This window comes from Gimesia algae, assembly GCF_007746795.1.
Taxonomy (GTDB): Bacteria; Planctomycetota; Planctomycetia; order Planctomycetales; family Planctomycetaceae; genus Gimesia; species Gimesia algae.
This window is the reverse complement of record NZ_CP036343.1, coordinates 6,083,857-6,107,055: the sequence shown is the minus strand read 5'-3', so window position 1 is coordinate 6,107,055 and position 23,199 is coordinate 6,083,857. Positions and strand designations below refer to the sequence as shown.

Annotated in this window: 18 protein-coding genes and 1 tRNA gene; 13 read left to right on the top strand and 6 right to left on the bottom strand. The window is 48.6% G+C overall.

Annotated features, from left to right (window positions below; genetic code table 11):
* Positions 1-184: 184 nt before the first annotated feature.
* From metW to Pan161_RS22770, 3 genes are all read right to left on the bottom strand, one after another.
* Positions 185-877, bottom strand: a complete 693-nt coding sequence (gene metW, locus Pan161_RS22780; protein ID WP_232103430.1) for a methionine biosynthesis protein MetW — start codon at positions 875-877, stop codon at positions 185-187.
* A 60-nt stretch (positions 878-937) separates the two neighbouring features.
* Complete coding sequence (metX, locus tag Pan161_RS22775) at positions 938-2,140, bottom strand: homoserine O-acetyltransferase MetX (protein WP_145231050.1); 1,203 nt, start codon at positions 2,138-2,140, stop codon at positions 938-940.
* 315 nt (positions 2,141-2,455) lie between these two features.
* Complete coding sequence (locus Pan161_RS22770) at positions 2,456-4,270, bottom strand: M3 family oligoendopeptidase (RefSeq protein ID WP_145231049.1); 1,815 nt, start codon at positions 4,268-4,270, stop codon at positions 2,456-2,458.
* A gap of 217 nt (positions 4,271-4,487) precedes the next feature.
* Here Pan161_RS22770 and Pan161_RS22765 point away from each other — a divergent pair, with 217 nt between their 5' ends.
* The gene (locus Pan161_RS22765; RefSeq protein WP_145231048.1) at positions 4,488-5,315 is read left to right on the top strand and encodes a dimethylarginine dimethylaminohydrolase family protein; all 828 of its coding nucleotides are present in this window, start codon (positions 4,488-4,490) and stop codon (positions 5,313-5,315) included.
* On the opposite strand, the gene Pan161_RS22760 is transcribed toward Pan161_RS22765, so the two are convergent.
* Positions 5,277-6,479, bottom strand: a complete 1,203-nt coding sequence (locus Pan161_RS22760) for a hypothetical protein (RefSeq protein WP_145231047.1) — start codon at positions 6,477-6,479, stop codon at positions 5,277-5,279. The genes Pan161_RS22765 and Pan161_RS22760 overlap by 39 nt on opposite strands.
* A 762-nt stretch (positions 6,480-7,241) precedes the next feature.
* Here Pan161_RS22760 and Pan161_RS22755 point away from each other — a divergent pair.
* From Pan161_RS22755 to rfbA, 10 genes are all read left to right on the top strand, one after another.
* Positions 7,242-7,598: an STAS domain-containing protein gene (locus tag Pan161_RS22755; RefSeq protein WP_002647021.1), complete on the top strand. Its 357-nt coding sequence runs from the start codon at positions 7,242-7,244 to the stop codon at positions 7,596-7,598.
* A gap of 193 nt (positions 7,599-7,791) precedes the next feature.
* Entirely contained in the window at positions 7,792-8,235 is a 444-nt protein-coding gene (locus Pan161_RS22750; RefSeq protein WP_232103428.1) for an ATP-binding protein, read from the top strand.
* Between the two features lie 155 nt (positions 8,236-8,390).
* Positions 8,391-8,463 (top strand) — tRNA-Asn (locus tag Pan161_RS22745).
* Between the two features lie 653 nt (positions 8,464-9,116).
* Positions 9,117-9,578: a hypothetical protein gene (locus Pan161_RS22740; RefSeq protein ID WP_145231045.1), complete on the top strand. Its 462-nt coding sequence runs from the start codon at positions 9,117-9,119 to the stop codon at positions 9,576-9,578.
* Positions 9,568-10,011 carry a MarR family winged helix-turn-helix transcriptional regulator gene (locus Pan161_RS22735; RefSeq protein ID WP_145231044.1) on the top strand — a complete coding sequence of 148 codons (444 nt, stop codon included), beginning with the start codon at positions 9,568-9,570 and terminating at the stop codon, positions 10,009-10,011. Before Pan161_RS22740 ends, Pan161_RS22735 begins: the two co-directional genes overlap by 11 nt.
* A gap of 51 nt (positions 10,012-10,062) precedes the next feature.
* Positions 10,063-12,816 (top strand): alkyl sulfatase dimerization domain-containing protein, encoded by a 2,754-nt coding sequence (locus Pan161_RS22730; RefSeq protein ID WP_232103426.1) that lies wholly within the window; start codon positions 10,063-10,065, stop codon positions 12,814-12,816.
* 248 nt (positions 12,817-13,064) lie between these two features.
* Positions 13,065-13,646: a TetR/AcrR family transcriptional regulator gene (locus Pan161_RS22725; RefSeq protein ID WP_145231043.1), complete on the top strand. Its 582-nt coding sequence runs from the start codon at positions 13,065-13,067 to the stop codon at positions 13,644-13,646.
* A gap of 145 nt (positions 13,647-13,791) precedes the next feature.
* Positions 13,792-14,118 (top strand): carboxymuconolactone decarboxylase family protein, encoded by a 327-nt coding sequence (locus tag Pan161_RS22720; RefSeq protein WP_145231042.1) that lies wholly within the window; start codon positions 13,792-13,794, stop codon positions 14,116-14,118.
* 110 nt (positions 14,119-14,228) lie between these two features.
* Positions 14,229-14,963 (top strand): SDR family oxidoreductase, encoded by a 735-nt coding sequence (locus Pan161_RS22715; protein ID WP_145231041.1) that lies wholly within the window; start codon positions 14,229-14,231, stop codon positions 14,961-14,963.
* A gap of 749 nt (positions 14,964-15,712) precedes the next feature.
* A complete protein-coding gene (gene rfbA, locus Pan161_RS22710) occupies positions 15,713-16,594 on the top strand; it encodes a glucose-1-phosphate thymidylyltransferase RfbA (protein ID WP_145231040.1) in 882 nt (293 codons plus the stop codon).
* A gap of 90 nt (positions 16,595-16,684) precedes the next feature.
* Here rfbA and Pan161_RS22705 read toward each other — a convergent pair whose 3' ends face one another.
* A complete protein-coding gene (locus Pan161_RS22705) occupies positions 16,685-17,647 on the bottom strand; it encodes a glycosyltransferase family 2 protein (protein ID WP_145231039.1) in 963 nt (320 codons plus the stop codon).
* Positions 17,648-17,655: 8 nt separating this feature from the next.
* Positions 17,656-18,765, bottom strand: coding sequence for a glycosyltransferase family protein (locus Pan161_RS22700; RefSeq protein ID WP_145231038.1), 1,110 nt, complete (start codon positions 18,763-18,765; stop codon positions 17,656-17,658).
* A gap of 593 nt (positions 18,766-19,358) precedes the next feature.
* Between Pan161_RS22700 and Pan161_RS22695 the strand changes: the two genes are divergently transcribed.
* Positions 19,359-20,162, top strand: a complete 804-nt coding sequence (locus tag Pan161_RS22695; protein WP_145231037.1) for a sulfotransferase family protein — start codon at positions 19,359-19,361, stop codon at positions 20,160-20,162.
* Between the two features lie 429 nt (positions 20,163-20,591).
* Positions 20,592-22,934, top strand: a complete 2,343-nt coding sequence (locus tag Pan161_RS30710; protein ID WP_197995474.1) for a glycosyltransferase — start codon at positions 20,592-20,594, stop codon at positions 22,932-22,934.
* The last annotated feature ends 265 nt before the right edge of the window (positions 22,935-23,199 follow it).

The following is a 23,199-nucleotide window of genomic DNA, read 5'->3' as shown; positions in this document are numbered from 1 at the left end:
CTTAGATTGCGGCTGGGATGCCGCCTGTCAGGATGGCAGTACACCATTTCCGTACTGAAGGTGGGGCAGTATATCGGGTAAATCAAATTTTGGAAACAGGAATTGAGCAGCTGAAAAACGAATTATTTCTCCGGGATTTTAATCCATACCCGGAACTGCGGAATGGAATACCCGTGACCGGAGTCTATCGCGGAATCGGCGTTGAATGTCCTGCCGAAACGTGTTCGGACGACTGGAGTTTACCAGGGCTTTCCGGACGCTGCAGGACATACAGTACATGCTGGGCCCGCAGGTTGGCCAGCCAGGCTTTCTCGATAGCCCGGTGATTGATGATTGGGATTTCCTGTAAAATTTCGATGCCCAGCAACCGCATCAGGTCCTGAAAATCATGCATGGACATCAGATGCAGGTTCGGCGTGTTGTACCATTCATAAGGCAGAACTTCGGTGACGGGGGCGCGGCCCTGTTTGAGCACCTGCAGGCGGATCCGCCAGTTTCCAAAGTTCGGAACGACAACCAGCGCTTTTTTCGCGACACGCACCATTTCTTCCAGCAACTGTTTGGGATGTAAAACCTGCTGCAGTGTCTGGCTCAGGACGACATAATCAAAGGCCCCGTCGGGAATATCCGGCAGACCTTCGTCCAGGTCGGCCTGGATAACGGGAACACCCCGTGCGATGGCGGCATGATGCTGTGTAATATCGATTTCCATACCCAGAACGGATGCACCGCGTTCTTCGCGCAACCGCGCCAGCAATCGACCATCGCCGCAACCCAGGTCGAGTACGCGACTGCCGGGTTGGATCTGTTCCAGCAGTAACCTGTCGGTCATTTCCAGCGAAGGGTCCTGCATACAATATCGATGTTGAGCACGCATGGTTTGAATCCGTGTTTGTTTCTATCGAGGTCTCTTGTGGGAAACGTTCTGTCTTACTCTTTATGAAGCGGGTTTGTTTTCCGCCAGACACGTGGAATAAGCCTGCTCGAGAAAAGGCGTAATCATTTTATTCAGCTGTTCAATTTCAATCAGAAAGGAATCATGTCCAAACGGGCTCTTGAGCTCAATAAATGAGACATGTTTTCCACACTCGATCAAAGCCCTGACGATCTCCTTGCTCTGCGTGGTTGTAAACAGCCAGTCAGAATCATATGAGGCAATCAGGAAGCGGGCGTCCGTTTTTCCCAACGCATTGACCAGTGAACCGTGCTGGGAAAGCAGATCAAAATAATCCATCGCGCGGGTCAGATAAAGATAACTGTTCGCATCAAAGCGTTCCACAAACCGCTTGCCTTGATAATGCAGGTAACTCTCGACCTGAAATTCCACTTCCGGCAGCATTTCATAAGTGAAGGTATCGTGATCCTGCAGGCGTCTGCCAAATTTCATTTCGATCGACTGGTCCGAGAGGTAGGTGATGTGGGCGATCATGCGTGCCAGGGCAAGTCCATAGCGGGGACCGGCTCCCACTTCATATTCCCCGTCCTTGAATTCAGGGTCGGTTTTGATGGCACGTCTGCCCACTGCGTTAAAGGCAATTCCCTGGGCAGAAAGTTGAGCGGCAGAAGCCAGGCAGATGGCACCGCGCAGCTGATCGGGAAAGCGGGTCGCCCATTCCAGTACCTGCATGCCTCCCAGGCTGCCTCCAATGACGGCGAGCAACTGATCGATACCCAGATGTTTTGTAAGTGCCGAATGTACTTCGACGATATCGCCGACGGTGATGAAGGGAAATCCCAGTCGGTAAGACTGATTGGTTTCCGGGTTGATGCTGCCTGGTCCCGTGGTCCCCTGGCAGCCGCCCAGTACGTTCGCACAAATCACGTAGTACTTATCCGTGTCGAGCGTGCGTCCCGGACCGATCAGGTCATCCCACCAGCCTGGCTTGGCTTTTTCGTCATCGTCTTCATAGTAACCGGCGGCATGGGCATCGCCTGTCAGCGCGTGACAGATAAAGATCGCGTTATCTTTCGCCGGGGTCAACGCGCCATAAGTTTCATAGGCGACCTGAATAGGCCCTAGTTCACCCCCACCTGCCAGCTTGAGCCAGTTCGGAGGCGCAAACAGGGTTGCCAGTCTGGTTTGTACGATACCAACCCCTGAATCCTGCCGGGTTTCTGATAGTTCCTGTTGTGTTGCCATAGAATAAATGCTTTTCAGTATTCCAGCAAATTCATCAGCTGTCTGTCGTTCAGTTCATGATTATTCTCAAGGAATCTTTCACACCCAGTTCAAGATCGGGCTGATACCCCGGTCGGGTGCGAGCGATGTTCCATCGTCCAGACAGTATACCCAAGCTTGTTCAGAATTTCGACACGCTACAGAACGAAAGCCCTCAGATCCTGCTGCATTTCAGAGGGATCTCCGCTGAGATAAGTAGTGGAAACGGGATGACACTGTCAAACAGGGCTTTTTTCTGAAAAGACACTGATCTTAAGCACAATACCCGTGTAGAGATCAGTCTGCCAGTTCCAGAAAACGCTCGACGCGGCGGTCGATAATATCAATACTTTTGTTCCAGAATTCCGCTTCACCCAGATGGTAGCCAAATGTATTGGACACGGCGTCTTCTGTTACCTGACAACCGGTGGCAATCAGGAGTTCACGGTATTTGTCCGCAAACTCTGACTGATCGGTAAAGGTATCTGCCAGGGCATAAACCCCCAGGGAGAGTAAATAACCGAATGTGTAAGGAAAATTATAGAAGGGCAATTCACTGATATAAAAATGGAGTTTGGAAATCCAGAAGGAAGGATTCCAGCCGGTATCATCCAGGGCACCCGCGTAAGCTTCTTTTTGCGCCGCCAGCATGAGTTCCGAAAAACGCTCTGGGGTTAACTCGCCTGTCGCCCGCTCCTGATGCAGACGATCTTCAAACAGGAAGCGGGTGTGGATATTCATCATGAATGCCACTGAGTCCCCCAGCATGCCATCGAGAATCTGTAATTCTTCATCGCGGGTCTGAGCGGCTTTGAGGCGTTGTTCTCCCAGTACGGCTTCGGCGAAGGTGGATGCTGTTTCTGCCAGGTTCATCGGGTAATCGCTTAATACAAACGGAGCGTCTTTCAACACATACGAATGATAGGCGTGCCCCAGTTCATGGGCGAGGGTCGACATGCTGTCGGCAGAGTCGGTATAGGTCATGAAAATCCGGGACTGTTTTTGAACCGGGAAAGTGGTGCAGAAGCCACCCTGACGTTTACCGGCGCGATTTTCCGCTTCGATCCATTGTTCACGGAGGGCTCTCTCTGCAAACTGGCTGAGGTCGGGACTGAATTTTTCAAAGGAATTCACCACCAGGTCACAGGCACGGTTATAACTGAGTTCAGGAGATTCCCCGCCTGAGAGTGGCAGGGGGGCATTCAGGTCGTACCAGCAGAGTTTTTCGAGCCCCAGCAGTTCCGCTTTCTTTTCCAGAAACTGAACCAGCTTCTGTTTCCGCTGGGAGATCACCGACCACATCGTATTCAGAGTATCCCGCTGCATACGGTTATAAACTAATGGTGCATCCAGATGGTCTGTGACGGGCAGGTGACTGTAGAGCGTGAGACGGGTTCCTGCCAGATGATTCAAGGCGTCGGCACACGAATCGGCAATCGAATCCCAGGCTTTGTTGGCTGCATAGAAATTATTCTGCCGTACGAAACGTTGCGGAGAGTCGAATTGGACCTGTCCCGGAGAACGTTCCACCAGTTCTCCTTTTTCCATTAGTTGAATTTTCAGATCACCCGAGAGCCGGTCATAAAGTCGTCCCCAGGCATGCAATCCATCGACGGCCAGCTGTGAAGCCAGGATTTCCTGGTCCTTAGGCAGCCGTAATGTCGCGTTCCGTTTCGAGTCTTCCAGGAAAAACTGAATCTGCTTCAGGCGGGAATCCTGTGCTGTGAATTGCTGGAGTACTTCATCCGGGATTTCACGGATCGTCAGCTGCAGCTGGGTTTCAATATTCTCTCTGAGTGGTCGAATACTGGCCAGCCGGGCCATCAGTGTTTGAAACCGTTTGTTGTGTGCGTCTTCCGCGCAATAACATTCCAGAAACGCAAATAGCCCTGACAGTTCGGCGACGGCAGCCTGATAATCGGTCAGAAAATCTCCCCAATGGGAAGCATGCTGTTTTGGATTGGTTGACTGCGCTAATTCTGCAACGCGTGCCACCAGGTCTTCCAGTGACGCTTTGATCTGCTGTAGACAGTCCTCAAACGCGGGTTGTTCGGGATGGGGGTACAGCGAGGCCAGTTCCCAGGTCAGCGGATAAGCAGTCGACTCTGTCATAGCGGTAAATCCATTTCAGTAAAAAGAGAGATGATCAATCTGTATTGACTGTATTGGATCGGTAGTCGTCCCGTCAATTATAGAGTGGTTGAATCAGAATCTCTCCCGAGAAGAAAGAATTCTTCCCCTGATCTGATTCGGACTATGGTATAATACGATAGAGAGTATTCCACCCGCATGCGTTTTGCTTTATGCTGAAACTGAGAAAGGTAGTTCATTGATCTATGAGTCCCCGGCGATCCTGATGTGTCCTCCTGATTTTTATGGGATTGAGTATGAAATCAATCCCTGGATGAGCCGCAGCAAACAGAGTGATCCTGCTCTGGCGCGACAACAATGGGAATCACTGCATCAACTGCTGCAGAAACAGAATGCAAAAATCGAACTCATGACCCCCGTCAAAGGTCTCCCCGATCTGGTTTTTACTGCGAATGCCGGTCTGATCTGGAAAGATCTTGTGTTTCTCTCACTATTTCGACATGAAGCGCGTCAGGGAGAAACACCCCTCGATCGGAGCTGGTTTGAAAATGCCGGTTTTGAAACGATTGAAATGCCCGAGGACTTTTTCTTCGAAGGAGCCGGCGATGCGTTATTCTGTGGCGATACCCTCTTTGCCGGCTATCTGATTCGCAGTGACGTCCGGGCGCTGCAGTGGGTTGCGGAAAAGATGCACTGCCGGGTGATTCCTCTGCAATTGGTCGATGACTTTTATTATCACCTTGATACCTGCTTCTGTCCTCTGAGTGAAACGGAGGCCATCTATTATCCCCCCGCATTTGATGAATATGGACAACAGGCTTTAAAAGAGTATATCCCGCATCTGATTCCGGTCGTGAAAGCAGAAGCACAGCGGTTTGCCTGCAATGCGGTCGTGCTGGGAGAAACTGTCGTCATGAATACCGGCTGTCCGCAGTTGGAAGCAGATTTGCAGCAGCGCGGCTATCAGACTTTAAGTACTCCGCTGGATGAGTTCATCAAAGCGGGAGGCTCCGCGAAATGCCTGACTTTAAGGCTGGACGGTGAACGGGCGGCTGTTTGGCCTTGAGGGGCCCTCAAGGTTGAGTCTGCCTGTGCGTGAAATGCCTGCCGATGTCATTTCTCCGGGAAAGAAGCGGGTACCTGTTGTCGCCAGTGAAGAATCTCGATTCAGGGAGACATGCTTCAGTGGAACAGCGGGAGTGGATGCTGCAAAGGTTCCCTTACCCGGTGAAAGCAGGCTGACCTGAACTTCTCCCAACGCGTAAACATTCAGATTATGCGCGGGGATCTGCGGAAAGAGCTTGATGATCCAGGTCTGGTCCGATGGCTGACCGGTACCGAACTGATTACCTGCACGGGGCGTTTGAGTCAGTGGGGTTGTGGCGCAATTCCGGGTCCATTGACCCAGAGAAATCGTTTCCTGGGGGACGGCGGCAAACCGTTGATCCCAGACCGGTAACAGCATTTGTCGCTGACCGAACAACTGAATTTTTAAATTCCCCGTCAATGCAGCAGGATTCCCCAGGCGGTCAAATCCCTGCAGGCGGACCGACAGCGCGTTCCAATCCGCTTTTCCCTGTGTGTTTATGGGGGTTGCCTGCACGCTGATTTGAGTCAATTTCCCCAAGAGTGGTTCGGTCGCCGGTGGGGGAGGAATAATCCCGGGAACAGGCTCGTATCCCAGCGCATGTTGTGCAACGGTGGCACGCATCAGACCCAGAGCATATCCGCGTTCCAGTGTGGGTACGCCATTCGGGTAGTACTGTTTTAAAAGAGGCTGGTAGGCACTCAGGGGGTCTTCGTGGACTCCAATGATGATTCCTCGACTGCAGCGGGTATCGCAGGGAGCCGAGAAAGTTTCCCTTGGTTCTACGGGTACGTACATTGGGCTCGGATAAACGGGGACAGGCATGGGGTAATATTTTTTATGTTTATGAAACGCGAACTGAACTGCCTGGCTCTGCTGGTATTGGGTTGCGGCCAGTTGAATGGTTTGCTGGTCGTAGTCTGTATTCTCGATCTTCAAGCGTGCTATTTTAGTGAGTGAAATGGAACTGGGTTGCTGTCCCGCCTGTTCAAGAATGAGAGTGGAGTCGGGGCCCCATTGGATGCAGTCCGCGTGGAGCATGTCACCGGAGTTTAAGATTATTTCCACCTCGGCTTGAGAACTCGACGTCGAAAACAGAAAGAGAGCCAAAAAGAAGGCTAAGAAAGTAAGGTGGCGTTGCATCACAATCCCCGATTGAACAGACAGTCTCAATCACTGTTTTGTGATGAGATGAAGTTGGTCAGAGGGAATTGAAAGGCAAACAACGCGCCCGAAGCGATGCGTGTCGCTGTGGTACAGGCTGGAGCAGGGGGTTCCACTGAGAGGTGCCCTGTTAGCAGGATTATGACAGTCGCAGATGTTGTGTCCGATCCGATCCACGCCGATTCGAAATGCATCGGGGCGAAAAGGATGTTTTCTACCTTAGAAACATCCCTTAGAAATCTGCGTCCTGTTTCAATTCTTAAACACAAGTTTCAACTGGATGTCTGAATGTCTTAACAAAATTCGTTTTAAAGTAGTGAATCTAAGAGAGTGCATCCATTCGTTCGGAGTGTCAGATTTCCCTTTAGAAAGGGGCGTTTTGACATTCTGAGCCTGCGAAATTACACAAAGTCTGCTGAATATGGCACTTAGACCCTTGGAATCCCGCAAACAATCTTGCGAATATGCTTGACAGCAAGGAAAGAAAGCGTGATGATCATGCAATACCGGGGACTTGTGGTCCTCATTCAAATTGATGTTAGTCTTTCGGGAATATCTGTTTAGATAATTTTTTTTCTCAGACTTAGCACGTATAATTTGATACTTGATTCAATTCGTTTTATGATCGATTCCGATCGGGCCAGGCAGTCGTCGATAAACTACGTCTTCGATAATGGATTCACAGGGGATTCAGGTGCCTACGTCGGATTTTGTCTTTTTAGAAGAGGGTGGGCTGGAATTATGGCAGCTGGTCACCGTCGTGTTGACATCGAGGAAGTTTCAGATGTCACCATTGCAAAATTTATTGACAAGAAAATTCTTGATGAAGGAAATATCCAGATCATCGGGACTCAGTTATTTGGGCTTGTTGATGAAGATGGACGCAAGAAGATTATTCTTGACTTTTCCAACGTCGAATATCTTTCCAGTGCTGCACTGGGTAAACTGATCACGCTGGATAAAAAGGTCAAAAAGGCAAAAGGTAAATTGAAGCTGTGTTCAATTCGTCCTGACATTTATGAGGTATTTGCCATTACGAGACTGAATCAACTGTTTGACATCGCCGAAACACAGGAGGCGGCTCTCGAAGGATTTTGACTTTGGATCGGAAATTGCAGATTCATATTCTGTCTGCAACGACCACTGCTTCGTAAAGATTCTTTGAGAACAATGATTGTGAGAGATTCAGACTGAGAAGTAAGTTGTGAAAAGCAACCTTCTCAGAGTGAGTTTGAATGCTCTTTGAATTAGTTACTGGATAAACACCAGAAATCGTGTGCTGGCCAAATTCATGTCATCGGACGAACACTTTGAAGTAACGATACCCAGCGATACCTCGGAAGGTCAGGCTGTTCAGGCCCGAATCGTCGAGGCTCTGGAGGTACGTGAATACCCGGATAAAGATGTCTTCTCGGTGCGCCTGGCACTTGAAGAGGCACTGGTGAATGCGATTAAACATGGTAATCGCATGTCTCCTGATAAAAGTGTCGAGATCAAATGCTGGATCAGCGATGAGCGGGTTCGCATTGAAATCCAGGACGAGGGAGAAGGCTTCGACCGCAGTCATGTTCCTGATCCAACACTGCTGGAGAATCTGGAACGTCCCTGTGGCAGAGGGATCATGCTGATGGGAGCCTTCATGAATCTCATCGAATATAACGAACAGGGGAACAAAGTGATCCTCGAAAAGGTCAAAGGCGTTTCCCCCAAACCACCAGACACCGAAGCTGAGTGAGTTAAAACAGTTACGATTCTTACAAGTCGGCATAATTCTCAAATATTTTGCCAGAACCCCAGCGGTTCCTGTTTATCATCGGTTGACTTCATACATTTCTCACAATATGTTATACGCACTATGTGGTTGGGAGTTTTCCTTAAACACATAACTAATCCTCGATAGCTCAATCGGTAGAGCGAGCGGCTGTTAACCGCTAGGTTGTAGGTTCGAGTCCTACTCGAGGAGCTTTCAGCTCAAACCAGAAAACCCTCGCTCGCAATGCATTTTGCGGTCGAGGGTTTTGTCGTTTTATCCGCAATCCGTTTCCATTGAAAATGCGGCCGGGTCAATGCGGTGGGCGATCACTCCCGGTGCAAAATGCGGTAGTTGCTGTGAATCAAAGGCTTGTGGCAATTCAAGCCGCTTCGGATCATATCACATGTCTAGAGCGCATCACATTTAACCATAGCGTCTCACAATCTATTATACTCGGTCTAAATGGCCCTGAAGACGCTACAGTAAAACTGGACATAGTCTAAGGGCAGCGGATCGACTCTCGGAAGTGTCGTGATTCAGGGCTGACCTGAGCACCAGGTCTACGGCGAGTTCGACACGAGGACTTTGGAGTGTGACAGCTATTTTGGCTCTCAGGGGCAATCGATACACCTGCTTTTATCGGAGTCGGAATCCGGGGCGAACCTTTCCGTGCCAACGAATGGCCGCTTCTGGATCATTTCAGAATAGTAGCCAGGTGTCGCAGGATTATTTTCGCGACTTTTGCAATTGAATGTTGACGGTCTGCTAGATGCCTGTAGAATACAGGTAAAGTTTCGCTTACATCGCGTGCTTACCTCTCAGGTGAGAAAACGTGCCAATTCAATTCATACGGATCTACTGAAATGCTTCCACTGGAACAACACAGTGTTCAAGTACCACGTTTCGCGCTGGTGGTGCGGCTACTCTTCGCACTCTTTCTGTTTGGCACAGGAATCATGACAATTGGGCTTGCCATCAACGGCTATCCAGTCAGTAATTCGCCGGATGACGTTGGCCAGTTCATGCTCGCGCTTCAGAAGACGGGCTATTTGATTTTATGGGTTGGCTTATTCAAGACGGTCACCGGCGGACTGATGTTTTTCCCGAGGACCGCGCCTCTCGCAATTCTGATGTCGCTGCCTTATGCCTTCAATATCCTGTTGTATGTGACGTTTTTTGCTCACAAATACCTCGTCATCGGGCTTCCCGACTTTGCCGCCTGCGCATTCCTTCTCTACTGCTACTTTGACTGGTATCGTCCGATCTTTGCCAGGCCGACCAGTATCGCGACCACCGAATTGGCCGGAGGCGAACATGCACTTTGATTCCGAATCCTCGCCCGGGTTTGCCATCGGTCGCGTCGCGTACCTGATTCGTTCCGGTATGGCCGCCGTCCTGAAGGATGCCGGCTGGCCGTTTTCGCCGGAGGAAACGCAGACTCTGATCACTCTGTCCGATGCCGGCGAGCCGTTGAGTATGAACGATCTGGCGTTACTGATGATTCGTGATCCGACCACGGTCAAACGGCAGTTGGATCGACTTGTCGAACAACAATTTGTCGAGCGGAATGCATCGGCTGACGACGCGCGCATCGTGATGATCGGTTTGACTCGTCGTGGCGAACAGAGACTGCAGAATGTTCTTCCACTACTGGATGATCTGCGGAAAACGGCGTTAACGGGTATCAAAAAATCGGAACTGGAAGCAACGCTCAACGTTCTGCGGACAATGCAGAAGAACTTAATGGAACACCGATAACTTTCCACGTAAACGACGGGCCAGTCTGTCCGTGAACCAAAGGAGCTGACAATGTCAAAACCTGGCAGGTTTCCCACCATCCTTTTGACAGCTTTGCTTGTCTGTACGAGTCAAGCGATCGCGCAGGAGAACTCTGCGACGGAGAAGCTGACGAAACAGAGCGAGCAGTTCAAGGAACAGATACTCCAGGTGGCTGACAACGTCTACGTTGCCGTTGGCTACAGCGTTTCCAACGTTTCGATGATTGTCGGCGACGATGGCATCATCATCGTTGATACCGGGATGATGGGTGAGGCGGCAAGTAAGATCGCAAAGAAGTTTCGCGAGATCACCGATAAGCCGGTCAAGGCGATCATCTATACGCACTCGCATGGGGACCACACTGGCGGAGCACCCGCATTTCTCGGTTCTGAGCGTCCGCAAATCTGGGCACACATCAACTTCGGAAGTGAAGCCCGGCCCTGGAAGGCAGGCGGACTGACGTATCAAAATGTGCGCGGTGCAAGGCAGGCGGGCTTCAAGTTGCCGCCGGAGGAACGAATCAATAACGGCGTCGCGCCAGTTCGCTATCCCAAACGAGGCGGGGAAGTATTCTCTTCCAACGAAGGAACCTCGCCGACTCATTTCCTCGAAGGGGATCGAAAGGTCATCAAAGTTGCCGGCGTGAAACTCGAACTCACATCATCGCCCGGTGAAACCAACGACGGAATTTCCGTCTGGTATCCAGCGGGTAAAGTCCTGTTCGCCGGCGACAGCTTCTATCGATCGTTCCCAAATCTGTATGCCATTCGCGGTACTCCCAACCGCAGCGTCCGACTGTGGGCGGAAAGTCTTGGCAGAATGGCCGACAAGGACGCGGTTGCCTTGGTCGGCGGTCACACGAATCCGATTCTCGGTGCAGACGAAGTCAAACAGGTTCTGACCGATTACCGCGACGCCGTGCAATTCATTCACGACAAGACGGTCGAGGGCATTAATAAAGGTCTGACACCCGACGAGTTGGTCGAGTACGTTCAGCTTCCCGAACGTCTGACAAGCAGTGAATACTTGCAGCCATTCTACGGACATCCCGCCTGGGGCGTCCGTCAGACCTTCAGCAATTATCTTGGCTGGTTCGACGGCAATGCATCCAATTTGTTCCCCTTACCACCCAAGGCGGAAGCCGAACGAGTTGCGAAACTGGCCGGAGGAAAAGACAAGCTATTAGAATCGGCCAAAGAGGCGCTCGCCGAGAATGATAGCCAATGGGCCGCACAGCTTGCCGACCATCTGCTGGCAATCAACAAAAACAATGCCGAAGCCAGGCAGATTAAAGCCGAAGCTCTGACAAATCTGGCTCACAACATGGTCAATGCCACCGCAAGAAACTACTACCTCACTGTCGCCCGTGAACTTCGTAAACAGGTGTCAGAAGCAGGCGCAGAAGCACGTCCTCGACAGCCACAAAAGCCACAAAAAACTACAACAATCGCGTCCATCGGTGATGCGGTTATGAAAAAGATCGATCTGGCTTTGCCTGACGAGCTGTATCAAGGTTACCTGTTTTGGCACCAGGCAGATGAACTCGCTACCGATGTCGTTAATTACGCAATGCTTCTCGATGCTGAGGGAAAGGTCGTTCATCGCTGGGATACCGATCTAACTGGAGGGGGGCATACCTCGTATCTGCTGAAATCCGGTGGCCTGCTGCGCATGGGCATCAGGGATAGAAGATATGTTGCGGGGCAGCCAGTAGCCGCCACCGACACGCTGCAGATCACAGACACAACTGGACAAGCAGTCTGGGAATTGAATGCCAAGAATATTGATATCAACGGGAACAAAATTACCTTTCACCACGATATGTTGCCCATGTCCAACGGCAATATCCTGATTTTAATCTACGAAGAAATCAGTTCGAAAGAAGCCGCGGCGGCTGGTTGGTCGGCCGGCAAAGGGAAAACGGTCTGGTCAGATGGAGTGCTGGAGATCAAACCCGACCTGAAAAAGAGTTCCTATGAAATTGTCTGGTATTGGCGATTTATTGACCACATGATTCAGGACCAAAATACCAAAGCGGCCAACTACGGTGTCATCGCCGATCATCCGGAAAAGATCGACGGCCACTTCCCTGAAAGCTATGCGCCAATGAACGCTGTGCGGCAGCATTTGAATTCGCTCGACTATCACGCGGGCATGGATCAGATTGTTATTAGCTCCTTTATCTATAACGAAATCTGGGTGATCGATCACAGCACAACCATCGAACAAGCCGCGGGCTCTGCAGGCGGTCGAAGGGGCAAAGGGGGAGAGCTGCTGTTCCGATACGGCAATCCCGCTGCCTACGCGAGGGGCACGGAGAAAGACCGGCTCTTCCAAAATCAACACGACGCCAACTGGATTGACGAAGGACTTCCTGGCGCCGGTAATATCTTGGTCTTCAATAACAATACAGGCATGGGCGGCATAGCGAGAGTAGGAACTGGTGGAGCGGCCGCCGCTGTTACCCAGGAACAGTTAAAGGGTATTAGCAACGTCCATGAGATTAGTCCCACTGTTGATGATGATCGACGTTACGTCGTAGGCAAATCTGGAACCTTTAAAGCCAGGCAAATCTGGTTCTGGAAAAACGATGATTTCTTCGCTCCCTTTCAAGGCGGCGCTCGCCGCTTGCCCAATGGCAATACTCTTCTGACCGATACGGTGGGTAAAAGGGTCTGGGAAGTTGCCCCTGATGGGGATGTCGTCGTTCGCTACAAAGGTCCTGCTCCAACCTTCAAAGCGTTCAAGTACTCCGCCGAGCAGGTAGCGGATTTGCTTGAGTAGTTAACGAGATATTGAAATGGCCAGGCAGGGGATTGGATGGCGGGACGCGAACGCTTCGCTGTTTTAACCTTACATATTGCTTCGCAGCTGGCTTCGATTGTTTTTTTGATCGGTTCGCAGCGTCTCCGGTGGAGCGGCTCAAGAATAAGCAGCGAATGGCCGAAAGAAATAACTAGCCGAGTCTTGACTGATCGGTCAAGACTATCTATTCTTTGCTGAAGAAGGAACAAACTTCGGGAGAGAAATCAATGCCGTGGGAAAAATCATTTGAAGAGTCGGATGTGATCGAACAGGCGATGAAGGTCTTCTGGGAGAAGGGATACGCCGCGACATCGATCTCTGACATCACGGACGCGACAGGAATCAAACGAGGCAGCCTCTACAACGCATTTGACGGAAAACATGACCTTTTCGTGCGTGGACTGCTGAAGTACGGCGGGGATCGCAGGACGAGTAAATTACGAATGCTGGAAACGCTTGATGATCCGCGTGAAGCGATCACGATGTTTTTCGATTCGCTCGTAAAGGCCACGCTGGACGATCCCGACAAGAAGGGGTGCTTGCTGTTCAACACCGCGCTCGAATATTCGTCGCATGACGATGACGTCAAAAAACTCGTATCAGAGGGAATTAAAGAGGTCGTCACTTTTTTTGAAGGACGAATCAACCGCGGAAAAGAACTTGGCGACATTCCCGACTCGGTTGACACTCACTCCACAGCAAAGGCGCTCGTTGCCTTGGTCGTGGGAATTCGTGTGCTGGGTCGCGGGGCGTTTGGAAAAAGGGCGTTGCGACAAGTCGCTCAGCAGGCGATTGCGTTGATTTCATAGGCAGAAGAGAGAATCAGCAAAGCGAGTGGAATTCTCGGTAAGGAGTTCCATCGAGAGTGCGTCATGTAAGTCAGGAGGGGGTATGGGCCCCTGTTTTTTAGAATTAGTTTTGATTGATCGGTCAAATTGAATTAGGGGAAAAACGATGACCAGCTTTAGTGTTCACACGATCGAGACCGCCAGCGATGACAGCAAGCCTCTGCTGGAGGCCAGCAAGCAGGCTTATGGCTTTGTTCCCAACCTGCATGCGGTGATGGCGGAGTCGCCTGCCTTACTGGAAGCGTACAAGACGGTCGCCGATATCTTCGACAACAAGACCAGCCTCTCGACGACGGAGCAGCAGATTATTGCGATGACCAATAACCGGCTGAATGGTTGCACTTACTGTATGGCGGCTCATACGTCGATTATGCAAGCCGGAAATGTTCCGGCCGACGTCATCGAAGCAGTCAAAACGGCTGCTCAACAGTAGTCACACTGCATGGCGACTCGCGATCTTTGCACTGGTTCGCGAGTTGCTCAAGCGTAGCTGGGTCGACAATTCCGGAGCGCAACTTCACTATGAATTTGGAGGGACCAGTCATGTCCAGTAACCGAACTGCAATTGTCACTGGTGGATCTGGTGGCATCGGCAGCGAGATTTGTAAACGATTGGCTCGTGACGGATATCGCGTGGTTGTTCACTACGGAAACGACCGTCAGACCGCAGAAAAAGTTGTCCAGGAGATTACTGATTCCGGTGGTGTTGCGATTGCGCGATCGGCAGATATTACGGACGAAGATGCTATTAGAAACATGTTTGAATTCACGTCCGCCGAATTTGGCGGCTTGGATGTCGTGGTGGCAAATGCGGGAATCGGCGGTGGCGGCCCGATTGAGCAAGTGGAGCTGGTTGATTTTAAGAAACTGGTCTCCGTTAATCTTGTTGGTGCCTTCTTGACTCTTCGCGAAGCTGCAAGACGACTGTGCGATGGTGGAAGGCTGATTTTTGTTTCTTCGCAATTGGCTGAGCGACCTCGTACGGGAACCGGCGCATATTCAGCGACAAAGGCGGGAATTGACGCGATGCTTGTTTCGATGTCGCACGAACTGGGGGTGAGAGGGATCACCGTCAACAGTGTCCGCCCCGGAGCCACCGAGCCTGGCATGTTTGCCGGAAGTGACGAAGAACGGAAGGAGTTTTTTCGCAACCTTTCTCCGTTCAAGCGACTCGGTCATCCCAATGACATCGCCGCAGTCGTTTCGTTCCTGGCCAGCGACGACGCGGCGTGGGTTACGGGACAACATGTTCGTGCCGATGGTGGTGCGTCAAATTGATTCGTTTACACCACAGTGACACAAAAATGATCGTGAAGTTTTTAACTCACTCCTATACCCTTGGAATTTATTCAAGCCAGTTTCGCTCATGTTTTGACCTCACCAGAATCGCGCAGCTTTTGATACTCAAGAGCGAATCGCATACGATTCCGCTTAGGCTTTGCGGATTTGGGGTCCTCGCGAATTCGATGCAAATGGAGTTTGACTTGAGACCGCCTCAAGGAGCTCATTTTTAAGTTATAGAAACTATTATTTTAATGTTCGATATCGGATTTTCGATATTGGGCTTTTTTATTGTACTCCGAGAGTGAAATTTCATTCTTCCCATTCCTGTCCACTGTCTGCGCTGTAAGGGCTAGACTGTGTCCAATTTTACTGTAGCGTCTCCAGGGTGACTTGGGGCGAGTATCATATATTGAGAGACGCTATGGTTAAATGTGATGCGACCTTGTGTACTATTGGCCATATGTGTTCAAGATATTGCTGGCAAACAGGGGTAGTTGAAGTTGCTGCTGCTATCCTGAGCGATTGGTTTGGATACTGAAAGCCCCCACTGTTCCTGTAATGCCTGCATTGAATTCAGAAATCAGGTTGCTTTATTTTTCGATTTTCAATACCAAACGAACATCTGAGAAGATTTTAAGCAGATGAGTGTCAGAAACTGTATTCAAGCTAAATGATTCAGGTACCGTCAATTCTAGGTGGTGTCTTTATTTTCAGCATCGCATCAGAACTCACAGGAACACGATATGTCGAGAAAAGGAATTGTATTGGCTGGCGGAACGGGAACCAGGCTGCATCCTGTGACAAAAGTAATTTCGAAGCAACTGCTTCCGATCTATGACAAACCTATGATTTATTACCCGCTGTCATCGTTGATGCTGGCGGGAATCAGAGAAATTCTGATCATTTCCACTCCCCATGATTTACCGATGTTTCAGGATTTACTTGGCAGTGGAGAACAGTGGGGCGTCCGATTTGAATATGCAGAGCAGCCTTCGCCCGATGGACTTGCCCAGGCGTTTTTGATTGGTGAAGAGTTCATCGGCGGGGATGATGCCTGTCTGATTTTGGGCGATAATATCTTCTATGGACATGGCTTTACAGAAAGTCTGAAATCTGCTTCTGCCAGGGAATCCGGTGCAACGGTATTTGGATATCAGGTACACGATCCGGAGCGATTTGGTGTTGTCGAATTCGACAGCGCGCACCGGGCGATTTCTATTGAAGAGAAGCCGGTAAAACCTAAATCCAACTATGCTGTGACCGGTCTCTATTTCTATGATAATGAAGTAATTGAGATTGCGAAAAATGTCAAACCTTCCGCGCGAGGCGAATTGGAAATTACATCCGTCAATAACGCTTACCTGGAGCGGGGGGGCTTGAATGTCGAACTGCTCGGTCGTGGTCATGCCTGGTTTGATACGGGGACTCATGAAAGTCTGCAGGAAGCCAGCCATTTCTTTCAGACCATCGAAAAGCGTCAAGGATTAAAGATTGCCTGTCTGGAAGAAATTGCGTTCAAAAAAGACTGGATCAACAGGGATCAACTGCAGGAACATGTGGCGCAGCTGGGAAAAACAAATTACGGCCTGTATCTGGAAAAGCTGTTGGAGAAACCGGCGCATTGATCATGCGGATGTCATTGTATCAAGCCTCGGCTGGATGCAGAGTTCCTTACGCGAACCATCTTTATAGTTTACCGCACATCGTTATCCGGTCTAATTCGAGATCGTTGCAGTGGTAGAAGACGCCGGTTCTGGCTGCTCCGAGGGTATTTCGTTGGTAAAGGTCAATGTCCTGCAAATCGACATGAGTTTTGAAAGAGTGGCGATCGCGGCAAAGCGGACCCAGATCATCAGAATCACAGCCCACAGCAAGATTGTGGAATACTGTTTGCGATAGAACTTCCGATAAAAGTGAACCATGCCTTTGTGTTTATACCACTCAACGATGATGGGCGTCGATTTGCTGCAGGCACCCTGGAAGTGTGTCAAAACCGCGTCGGGAACATAAACTATTTTCCATCCCTGGAGTGTGAATCGCAGGCACCAGTCCAGATCTTCACAGTGCAGAAAATAATCTTCATCCAACCCGCCTACTTCTTCATGCGCCTGCCTGGGAATCATCATGCAGGCACCCGAAATCGCTTCGACTTCGATTGGTTTGTCAGGCACACCCTGCTCATGCAGGTTGAAATCAGCGAAGATCCTCGGGAAAAAACGGGATAATGCAGATAGCTTGAAGACTTTTACAAAAGTGCTCCACGGGGTCGGGATTTTACGCCGTCCTCCTCGCTGCTCGCTACCATCTGAATTGAGCAACCGCCCCCCCGCCATTCCCGCTTGGGGATTCTGTTTCAGGCTGGAAATAAGCTGTGGGATGGTTTCCTGAGAAATCATGCAGTCCGGGTTAAGGTAAAAGAAATAATCTTTGCTGGCCTGACAGGTTCCCAGATTACAGGCGACTGCAAAACCTGCATTGACCGGGTTACGAACAATCTGCAGCCGCGGATGATCAGGAAATGTTACTTCGAGAATTGTGAGACTGTCGTCGGTGGATGCGTTATCAACCACAATGACTTCTGCCTGAGGGGCATTCGTCAGTACAGATCGCACACATTCCGTGACATGGATGTGCGAATTATAATTGACAATAATCGTTGAGCATTGTTCTAAAGGCATGAGTTGTTTTATGCGACCCAGGATTGAATAGTACTGAAGCGAGTAGACCAGTCACTCGTTTTTCGGAAAGACTCAATTTCTATCGTGGTGGGAACCATCTGCAGGCTTTGTTCAACACATTGATTCAAATCGGTTTCCTCAAAGAAAAGGATTCCGCCCTGTCTGGCATGTTCCGGCATCGTACCAAACTGAGTCGATAAAACTGGTTTGCCCAGTCCGCGATATTCATAGAATTTGATGGGGTCGACTCCCTGTGAGAGCTCATTTTTCTTAAAGGGGATGATGCCGACCGAAAACAGTTTAATTTGCTCGACCAGTTCTTCACGAGGTAAGGCCGGGCAGAGTTCGATATTGGCAGGAAGTGGCGGAGGTGTGACAAAGCAGGGCCCGATGAGCCTGATGAGGCAGTCCGGATTCGCTCTGGCCAGAGCAATTGTTAAATCCCAGTCGAACCACTCAGCGATTGATCCCACATAACCTAGAACCAGAGCTGCCTGCGAAGTGTCTTTGACAGGCTGCTTGGGCACGGGGAGTGACGACATGTCGTACCCATTTTCGATGACAGTAATATCAGAGTTCAGATGTGAGATATGTGATGCCAGATGTTTGGCGGAAACAACAACATGTTGGACCTGTTTTACGATTTGATTTTCCCAGGACTGCATCGCTGCTTTTGAGAAACTTGTATAGAACTGAGAAAAGTCGTCCATGCGGTCGTAAATGGTTGTTCTGGCCTGCAGGTTTTCCAGAGCCCATAAAGCCAGCCGGCTGGGTTTTCCGCAGGCGATAACCAGATCGTCTTGAGAGGAACAGAATTCCCGGATCTCCTGTTTTACATTTTTCCAAATGAGGTCATTGGCATAACGGAAAAGGGGTAAAGGTTCGACGGGGACAGAGGGAACATCGAGGACACTCACTGCTGGAAAATCTGTTTTGGATCTGCTGTTGGTCAGACTGGGGCGATGGAAAATATCATTCCACTTGGGTAGACGTGTTGCAAACGGGTTGACCCACAGAATTCGACGGATCGCAGTTGATTCTGCCATGTATTTGACAAATTCATGAGGCCGTTGTGTGTAACTGTCCCACAGGACAGGCGAAAAATAGACCATATCCATCAGTCAATATCTCGATTCAAAATAGTCAAGTGCGCAATTGCGACGAGGAGTGAACAGCACAAACCTTGATTTTTAATACTAATACCCCACACAAAATATTCATGAGCAGCCGTAATGAGAGTCTGGCTCAGTGAAAGTCATGAAGCGAGAGCAGTCTAGCAAAATGACGGGACCGCCAGAACATCAATTTTGAGACAGAGTTTTACGCGATTTCTCCTGAAAGTGGCTAAGTGTATACTGTGCCTCAGGGTCTTGTTGTGTACTTCTCCCATATCCGAGCTAGCGGGTTCAAAAGCGGATTCGAAATACTGTCAGCAGGGAAGAAACACTCATTTTGAAAGATCTAATGCCGTTCAAAAATTGCCCTGATACCCGAAGACTGTAGTTTTTACAAATTCAAGTAGACACACATTGAGATATAACTAAGATACGCCGACCTTGATGATTTGGGGAACCAATTCTCAATCAAATGCTTAGTCGAAAGTGACAGCCATAATCACCTCAGATGTGGTAAGAGTAGGCCTGAAACCATGTGAAATTCTCAATTCAGAAATTGATACAGGCTTGTTTCAACTTTTTTGTGGAGGAAAAAAATGAGTTTTTATGTGGCAGGATGCCAACGTTCTGGAACAACTTTATTGCGTCTGATCTTGAATTCTCACAGCCAGATTACATGTTTTGATGAAGCGGTCTCGTATGAAACATTTCTGGGGCTGCAAACACCGGAAGAGTTAATTCTGGAAGATCATCTTATTGGATACAAAATTCCAAGGTTTGCCGAACAGTTACTGTTAGAAGTCGTCAGCGATACCGACTATCCGCATGTGCCACAATTTTTCAATAAGGATGATGATGAAGTCATTTTTATTACGCGAGACGTTCTGGATGTCGTCTCTTCAATGAAAACTCTAACCTTTGATGACGGATTGAGCTGGTTACAGAAATACGGTCTCGAAACCCTGAAATTCAAAATGAACGACGAATCATTTTGCAATAAGTATAAAACTGAAATAAAGCAGGTTGAAGAAACAGAATACAATGAAGCTGCTGTCGGCGCATTGTACTGGAAATTTAAAAATGATGCATTGTTCGAGTATCAACAAGCCGGCTTAAAGCTCCTTTCGCTGAAATATGAGACACTGGTGTCATCTCCCCGCACTGAGATCACTCGGATTGTCGAATTTCTGAATATTGAATTCGAAGACTCACTTTTGAATCACCATAAGATAAAGCACAGTGAGATTGGCCCCGATGGTAAAGCGATTGGTGGCACCGATCCCGGTAAGGCAATTTCTACAAGCTCCGTAGGAAGATATGTCGGAATATTGTCAGAAAGTGAGATTCAAATCATTCATGGGATTACCGGATCTTTAGAAGACAGTCTGGCTCATGTCTAAAGAATAATTCGACTGCTGAATGCAGGAATTGCTGGAAACATCTATGTCAGCATTCGAAAATTCCACTCTGCTGACAAAAAAATGACTGCAGAGAATTAACTCTATCTACCATTTTATTATCGAATATCAACTGCCTCAAAATAAGAGATTGGAACTTACGTGAACGATTTTTTTCCAGAGGAAATTGAACAGGAACAGGTTCAGAACAAGTCAGATCTGTTAAAGCAAAATGGTTACATAAGTTCTTCTAAAGATTGCCGCGTCCAGTTTGAGAATGAAACTCAAAGAGACGAGGTTTCCTGCGCGATTGTCACTCAATTAATGACGAAACATGATGAGCTGATGTTCCAACAGGAACATAAAAAAAAACTGTTACATGAATTGATAAAGATTCAAAAACAGTTCCATCCTGGAACTGAATTAGAAGAAATGCTTCGAGAGGAATTGATTGCAGCACAGAATGAATTACTGGAAATCTGCGTTCAATCGAAAGTACTTGCAGCTCAGTTGCAGAATTCTGAGCCAGCAGCGGGAACTCAAAATTCATTTGAAAATAGAGAAGTGACCGACATGAAATCGGATGGCCAACTCACTAATCCACTTCAGTCCCGGGTCAAGAACCTTGAGGAACAGAATGAAAATTATTCTCAGAAAATCAATGAACTCTTGAGCCTGTACTCTGAAGCGAAGCAGAGTCTGGAGTTTGAACGACTGACCGTTATCAAGCCAATTGTGCGAAAATTGCGAAGACGCGCTATTTCAGTCTTTCACAAATTGCCAATGGGTATGCAAACCGTGATTAGAAAAGTGTATCGACGATTAAAGCCAATCATTAATGAATTTATTGATATTTTAAGGCGATCAAAAAGAGCTGCAGCACAAAAAAAACTCAAAATGCTCAATGAAATTAACAATTGTGACAATGACAGTTATGATGTGCTTGTCTTTCCTGTAATCGACTGGCATTTCAGGTTTCAACGCCCGCAGCACATCGCTTCTGGTCTGGCAGGCAAAGGTCATCGTGTCTTCTATTTCAGCACTACGTTTGCGAGTGGTGAACCGGACGTATTGATTACGGAGCAATTGGATGAGCGGGTATTTATCTGTCAATTCCAATTCCCCGCGTTTCAGCATAGCTCCATCTACGAACAGGGAATGACTAAAAAGCAAAGAGCGTACATAAACAAGGCTTTGGATCAGTTTGTGAAAGATGCGGGAATCAAAAACAGTGTGACCATTGTTGATCACCCCTTCTGGGCGCCCGTCGCATTGGCAGTTGCTGATTCACTGGTCGTTTACGATTGTATGGATGACCACAGTGGATTCCAAAATACCGCCGAACAGATTCTCCAGGCAGAAACATATCTGATCCAGAATGCTGATCGGGTAGTTACATCCTCGGCTTCGTTATCCGAAAAAATCGGTCGAGAACGAAATAATACTCTCATCCGAAATGCGGCTGATGCAGAGTGGTTTGCTCAGCCACCAGATCAAATTGCCTACCAGAAAAACCGCCCTGTAGTGGGATACTTTGGCGCCATCAGTGACTGGTTTGATATCGAACTTGTGATTAAAGCTGCCAGAGAGTGTCCCGAATATGATTTTGTATTAATCGGTAATACTTATCAATGTAATACCAAAACTGCAGAAACGGTAAGCAATATTCATTTCATAGGTGAAGTGCCCTATCGCAATTTAAAAGAGTATCTTTATGCATTTGATGTCTGTCTGATTCCCTTCAAACTGACCGAGCTTATTCAGCACACAAATCCTGTGAAACTTTATGAATATCTTGCCTCGGGAAAACCTGTTGTTGCGACCGCGATGCCGGAACTTTTACTTGTTGATCATGTGGTATCGATCGCGCATGATGCAGACTCCTTTGTCACCAAGATCAGGGAAGCATACGAAACAAAAGATGAAATTCAGGAAATTGAAGCCAGAAAAAGTTTTGCATTTGAAAACAAATGGTCCAATCGAGTGGATCAGTTGGAACAGGTAATTCAATCGACAGCGCCTGCGGTGAGCGTGATTGTACTCACCTATAATAATCTGGAGCTAACCCACAAATGCCTGGAAAGCCTGATGGAGTTGACGCACTATCCAGACTGGGAACTGATCGTCGTTGATAATGCATCCAGTGATGGTACGCAGACCTACTTGCAAGACTTTTCTGAGAAATATGAGAATGTGAAAGTGATTCTGAACGAAGAAAATGTCGGCTTCGCTGCAGGAAATAACGTGGGGATTGAAAAGTCCCGAGGTGAGTATGTCGTTCTGCTGAATAATGACACTTATGTTACCAAAGGCTGGCTGTGGGGGATGGTACGCTATTTTCTACAGGATAATCGCCTGGGTCTTCTGGGGCCTGTTACCAATAATATTGGTAACGAAGCGAAAATTGACATTTCTTACGAGGGAATGGAAGAAATGTCGATCAAAGCCCGTAAATATACTTCGGAACATACCCGTGATTTATTCAATATGAATACGGTCGCCTTTTTCTGTGCCATGATCAGCAGGCAGGTCATCAATGAAGTCGGAGTACTTGACGAAGTATTTGGCTGCGGATTCTTTGAAGACGATGATTATTGTATTCGTGCCAGAAATGCCGGATACAAAATAGCCATTACCGAGGATGTGTTTATTCACCACCATCTTTCAGCATCATTTAACAAGTTGAAAGCAGAGCAGAGACAGCAGCTTTTCGATAAGAATAAACAGATCTTCGAAGAAAAATGGGGTACGTGGACTCCCCACGTTTATCGTTGATCGCAGCGATTCTGTTCTTTAATGAAACACGAACTACCGAAATGGTATTTCACAGAGGCTCACTCTGAATGCTTCTCTGTGAAATCAGGCCTCCCTGTTTGTGAAAGGGTGCATCGGCAGTGTTTGATATTGCGGGAGACCAGAATAGAAAATAATATTCTGTGTCATTGCACTTCGAGAAATGTAATTGGATTGTTCGTCTGAAACGTTCTTAATGGGAACAGAAGAACAGAAAGTACTGCACCTGATCAGTTAAAGCAAAACT

Bases quoted from the DNA above. Each gene is read 5' to 3' on its own strand.
- metW (WP_232103430.1), bottom strand. From the start codon at position 877: ATGCGTGCTCAACATCGATATTGTATGCAGGACCCTTCGCTGGAAATG.
- metX (WP_145231050.1), bottom strand. From the start codon at position 2,140: ATGGCAACACAACAGGAACTATCAGAAACCCGGCAGGATTCAGGGGTT.
- Pan161_RS22770 (WP_145231049.1), bottom strand. From the start codon at position 4,270: ATGACAGAGTCGACTGCTTATCCGCTGACCTGGGAACTGGCCTCGCTG.
- Pan161_RS22760 (WP_145231047.1), bottom strand. From the start codon at position 6,479: ATGCAACGCCACCTTACTTTCTTAGCCTTCTTTTTGGCTCTCTTTCTG.
- Pan161_RS22755 (WP_002647021.1), top strand. From the start codon at position 7,242: ATGGCAGCTGGTCACCGTCGTGTTGACATCGAGGAAGTTTCAGATGTC.
- Pan161_RS22750 (WP_232103428.1), top strand. From the start codon at position 7,792: ATGTCATCGGACGAACACTTTGAAGTAACGATACCCAGCGATACCTCG.
- Pan161_RS22740 (WP_145231045.1), top strand. From the start codon at position 9,117: ATGCTTCCACTGGAACAACACAGTGTTCAAGTACCACGTTTCGCGCTG.
- Pan161_RS22735 (WP_145231044.1), top strand. From the start codon at position 9,568: ATGCACTTTGATTCCGAATCCTCGCCCGGGTTTGCCATCGGTCGCGTC.
- Pan161_RS22730 (WP_232103426.1), top strand. From the start codon at position 10,063: ATGTCAAAACCTGGCAGGTTTCCCACCATCCTTTTGACAGCTTTGCTT.
- Pan161_RS22725 (WP_145231043.1), top strand. From the start codon at position 13,065: ATGCCGTGGGAAAAATCATTTGAAGAGTCGGATGTGATCGAACAGGCG.
- Pan161_RS22720 (WP_145231042.1), top strand. From the start codon at position 13,792: ATGACCAGCTTTAGTGTTCACACGATCGAGACCGCCAGCGATGACAGC.
- Pan161_RS22715 (WP_145231041.1), top strand. From the start codon at position 14,229: ATGTCCAGTAACCGAACTGCAATTGTCACTGGTGGATCTGGTGGCATC.
- rfbA (WP_145231040.1), top strand. From the start codon at position 15,713: ATGTCGAGAAAAGGAATTGTATTGGCTGGCGGAACGGGAACCAGGCTG.
- Pan161_RS22705 (WP_145231039.1), bottom strand. From the start codon at position 17,647: ATGCCTTTAGAACAATGCTCAACGATTATTGTCAATTATAATTCGCAC.
- Pan161_RS22700 (WP_145231038.1), bottom strand. From the start codon at position 18,765: ATGGATATGGTCTATTTTTCGCCTGTCCTGTGGGACAGTTACACACAA.
- Pan161_RS22695 (WP_145231037.1), top strand. From the start codon at position 19,359: ATGAGTTTTTATGTGGCAGGATGCCAACGTTCTGGAACAACTTTATTG.
- Pan161_RS30710 (WP_197995474.1), top strand. From the start codon at position 20,592: ATGCTTCGAGAGGAATTGATTGCAGCACAGAATGAATTACTGGAAATC.